The organism is Paenibacillus sp. OT2-17, from assembly GCF_009827695.1.
Taxonomy (GTDB): Bacteria; Bacillota; Bacilli; order Paenibacillales; family Paenibacillaceae; genus Paenibacillus; species Paenibacillus polymyxa_B.
Genome location: NZ_WUDQ01000245.1, coordinates 1 through 5,252, shown reverse-complemented (window position 1 = coordinate 5,252; position 5,252 = coordinate 1). Strand labels below are relative to the sequence as shown.

Annotated in this window: 1 protein-coding gene; it reads right to left on the bottom strand. The window is 51.0% G+C overall.

Annotated elements, in window-relative coordinates; genetic code table 11:
* On the bottom strand, positions 1-5,252 hold a 5,252-nt coding region (locus GRP75_RS18605; RefSeq protein ID WP_160790016.1), incomplete at both ends, for a non-ribosomal peptide synthetase.

Below are 5,252 nucleotides of genomic sequence, written 5' to 3'. Positions count from 1 at the left end.
TGACGCTGTGTCAGTACATCCAGACTCTTGCGGAACACAGCTACATCAAAGCTCCCTTGTTGATCAAACGACGCTTGCTGGAAGTAGGCGCCTGACTCCGGCTCCATCAAGCTATGGAAATGCATCCCCTTCTGCATTGGCGAGAGAGCATATACATTTTCCAGCTCGCCCACAGAAGCTGTTTGCTCCGTCAATTGCTCCAGTTGCTCCAGTGTCAAGCCTTTGAACAATACATCGCTTGGTGTTAGCTCACTCCGCTCTTTGGAGGCACAATGAGCGATCACTTCCTGCAAGCTTTCCTGCAGCAACTGCGCAAAGTTTTCTACATTTTGCTGATGATATACCTTACTGTCATAGCGAATTTCCAGTGTCAGCGCGCCCGCCGTAATCATTCCGTTCACATTCAAAGGATGCTCCAGTACGGTATGATCACTCATCGGCTCTCCACCTGGATGTGAAGACAGAACGATATCCCCATTTTCCAAGTCCTGATCAAATTGTCCCAAATAGTTAAAGCTAATTTCAGGCTGCAAGGCAAGGGAATGATGGGCATCATCCTGAGACATATATTTCAAAATGCCGTAGCCAATGCCCTTATGCGGTACATGGCGCAGGTCTTCCTTCACCCGCTTGATTCGCTGCCCTACTTCTGCCTTTCCGTCCACACCCAGCAGCACCGGATATTGGCTTGTAAACCAGCCCACGGTACGGTCGATGTCGATATCTGGAACAATGGCTTCCCGGCCATGTCCCTCCAGATTGACCAGCACGCGCTCCTGACCGCTCCAGTTATATAATGCTGTGCCGAGTGCGGTTAACAGCAGATCATTGACCTCCGTGTGGTACGCACGATGTGCTTCCTGCAGCAGCAGTCGTGTTTCCTGCTCGCTCCAAGCTACGCTCACCGTCGCAGTGTCTCTGATTAGAGAATGTTGTCCCTCTGCTCTCTCATGATCCTTAGGCAACGATGCGACTTCCGTTTGGGCAAGACGGTGCCAGTATTCGCGTTCGTCGTCGATGGCCAGACTATTCGCATATTGTGATAAGCGCTCTGCCCAAGTGGAGAACGAGTCCGTTTTATATGGCAAACGAATGGCTTCTCCACGAACCGCCTGCTCATATCCCGTGGCAAAATCCTCAAACACAATCCGCCATGAAATGCCGTCTACCACCAAATGGTGAATGGCAATCAGTAAATGATCCCCATCCATGCAGCGGAAAAGTCCCAGCTTCACCAGCGGTCCTTCGTCCAGACGAATGGAGCTTTGGATGGCATTGGCTTTCATTTCAATGGCTGCTGCAACATCTGTAATGTTTTGCACATCCGTCAAATCCACAACGTCCAGACTGTACAGCTGACCTTCGTTCAAACCGCGATTCCACGCTTCATAGCCCTGTTCGGTCTGACGGAAGACTATACGTAGCGCATCATGGTGCTCCGTTACCTTGGTCACCGTTTGATGCAATGCATCTATATCGAACCTTTCTGCTCTATACAGCATCACCGACTGGTTGAAATAATGCGGCTCTGCTGAGGATTGTCCAAAGAACCATTGCTGTATTGGGGTCAATCTAACTGCCTCCGAAACCACCCGCTGATCGGCTGTACGGCTGACCTTGTGTACATAACCACTCAGCAACGAGACAGAAGGATATTGGAACAAATCCTTCATGTCCAGCTTATAGCCCGCTTGCAGCAAACGGGAAGATACCTGGATTGCCTTGATTGAATCGCCGCCCAGATCAAAGAAATTATCCAAAATCCCGAGTCTCTTCGTCCCCAACACGGTCTGCCAAATGGAAACCAACGTCTGCTCCAGCGCTGTGCGCGGCTCTACATAGTCCGCTCCGCTTTGCAGGCTGCCTTCTGGTGCTGGCAGGGCCTTGCGGTCGATTTTACCGTTCGGCGTCAGCGGCATCTGCTCCAGCTGGATGAAATACGAAGGCACCATGTAGTTTGGCAACTCCTCACCCAGTAAACTGCGTAGCTCACCCGCGCTTACATCTTGTTCAGCGACATAGTACGCCACCAGTTGGTTTTGCCCCTGCTCGTCTGCCTGGGCCAGTACGATGACCTCTTGTACGTCCTCCACTTTCAAAATTTGTGCCTCGACCTCACCCAGCTCGATCCGGTAGCCCCGGATTTTCACCTGATGGTCGATCCGGCCCAAATATTCGATGTTGCCGTCTGGCATCCATCTCGCCAAGTCACCCGTACGGTACATCCGTTCATAGCCCGCTTCGCCAGCTGCAAACGGATTCGATACAAATTTCTCAGCCGTCAGCTCTGGACGATCCAGATAACCCCGAGCCAGACCCGGACCGGACACGCACAGCTCACCCGCTACGCCCACCGGAGCCAAATGTCCATGCACATCCACCATGTATACCCGGTGATTCGGCACAGGGCGTCCGATAGAAATCAGCTGTCCGGCTCTCTCATCCTCGGATACCGGCCAGATGGACGTCGCCACCGAGTTTTCGGTGGGACCGTAGCCATTGTAGTACGCCACCTGATCCTTCCACTTGTACACTAATTCTGTTGAAGATGCAGAACCCGCAGTGAACAGAATACGCAGGTTTGGCATCCGTTCTGGCTCCAGATACACCGCATAGGTCGGCGGCAAAGCGGCCACGGTAATTTGATGATCCGCCATATATTGCTCAAACCGCTCGTAGTTCAAAATCGTTTCTGACGTTGGCACATACAACGTGGCTCCACAGAACAGCGCTTGGAAGATTTCCCAGCAAGCCGCATCAAACGAATAGCTGGCGAACAGCAACGCATGATCCGACGTGCTCATCCGAAGCGTCTGATCAAAATACGTTTTCAGATTGCATAGCCCATGATGCTCGAGCATTACACCCTTCGGCTGCCCCGTTGTACCCGACGTATAAATCACATACGCCAAATCATTCGGACCGGACCACGGCTCCAAATTGGAATCATCCTCGTGATACACCGTTTGCTCCCCATCTAGCACCAGCACGTGACCGTCGATAGCTGCTTTGTCCACCAGATGGCTTTGCGTCAACAGCAGCTTCGCACCCGAGTCGTCCAGCATGTAGCGGATACGCTCTTCTGGATACGTCGGATCGATGGGGACATATGCACCCCCGGCTTTTAAAATCCCGAAGATGCCCACGATCATGTCCACCGAACGCTCGGTCATCAGACCCACCAAACGATCCTTCGTCACGCCTTGGTTACGCAAGGTACGAGCCAGACGATTCGCACGTGAATTCAGCTCGCGATAGGTCAGTTGCTCTCCTTCGAAGAACAACGCTGCCTGCTCCGGTGTCTGCGCCGTTTGTGTCTCGAACAAGCCATGGATCGTTTGCCCGCTTGGATACTCAGCAACTGTATTTCCCCATACGCTGAGAATTTGCTCACGCTCCTGCTCACTTAACATATCCAGCTCCTGCACTCGAATGTCCGGCTTCGTCACCACCTGCTCCAACAGCTGTATCAGATGGCCCTGAGTCCGTTCAACGGCTTCACGATCATATAACTTCGCATTGTATTCAAATCGGATTTTCATCGCTTCCTGCGGCATAACGACCAGATTGAAATCATAGTTGGTTTGTTCAATCATGCCGGCATTGCGAATTTCAAAATCCGACTCTGCACCTTCGCCAAGTTGCTCGACCTGCTCCTCCACCGGATAGTTTTCAAACACGATAATGTGGTTGATCAGATCTTGCTTTTGCTCGCTCAAGGCTTGAATTTCATACAGCGGATACGTTTCATAATCTTGAGAAGTCAGCGCCTGCTTCTGATTCGTTCTGATCATATCGGCAAAGGTGTCCTCAGCCCCACTGCGGATCCGTATTGGAATGGTGTTAATGAACAAGCCCACCATATTTTCGATCCCCGAAATATCCGCTGGACGACCAGACACTACACCGCCAAAAACAGCGTCGTCACTACCGTTGTACTTTTGGAGCAGCAAGCCCCAAGCTGTTTGCAGCAATGTATTGGTGGTCACGTGGTGCTGCTTGGCCACCATTTCCATACGTCCGGTCAAGTCCTTGCCCAGATCGCACAGGATATGCTCAAATTGTGCACCGTCCGCTTTCACGCCTACTTTTCCGGTCGGAATCGAAGTTTGCTGATCATAGCCGAGCAAATAATCCTTCCAATAGGAAGCTGCAGCCCCTACATCCTGTGCTTCAAGCCACTCAATATACTGACTGTATGGAGTAACGGGGGCAAGCTTCGGCTCTCTATGCTCCACGGCTGCAAAATAAGCCTCAAACACCTCATCCGTGACTAACGCCACACACCAGCCATCCATCAAGATGTGATGAGAGCTCCACACAAAATAATAATCCTCATCACCTGTTCGTAAAATCGCCACGCGCATCAACGCATCCCGGGACAAATCAAATCCGGCTGCCTTGTCCTTGCGAATAAATTCCTGCACATACGCGTCACGTTCCTGATCATTCAGATGACGCAAATCTTCACATTTGAAACCAACATCCTTGCGGCGGAAAATAACCTGCACAGGCTCATCCTGCCAACCGCTGATGAAATTGGCCCTAAATATCTCATGCCGCTGCGCCAAATGATTCAAGCTATCTTGGAAAATATCCGCTTGGAAGCGTCCATGCAAATCAAAGGTCGTTTGTTCAAAATAAGCTCCTGACTCTGCATCCATCAAACTATGGAACAACATGCCTTTTTGCATCGGCGTCAGCGCATATACATTTTCCAGTTCCCCCATGTCACGAGTCCGTTCTACCAATTGATCCAGCTCGGCCATGGTTACATTGTTAAGCATGACATCGCTTGGCGTCAGCTCTTGCTGTTTGCGGCCTGTGCAATGCGTAATGATTTCCTGCAAACTGATTCTAAACGCTTCAGCTAGCTGCTCCATCGTTTCATGGCGATACTCCTGCTTGCTGTAGCTGATCGTCAATTGCAGCTCGCCTTCGGAAATCAGTCCGTTCATATCCAGCGTGTGCGTTCTAGCTGCATGGGCGCTAAGCTCTGCACCGCTAGAGTAAGGAGATACGCCAATGGACTGATTTTGCATATCTTGGTCAAATTGTCCCAAATAGTTAAAGCTGATTTCAGGTTCGGTTACAAAACGCTCTTGCTCACGTGCTGCGGACAGGTATCTCAACATCCCGTAGCCAATGCCCTTTTGCGGAATGCGGCGTAGTCCTTCTTTCACATGTTTGATGCGTTGTGAAAGGTCTTGCCCCACGCTCATATCCAGCACAACTGGGAATTGGGTCGTAAA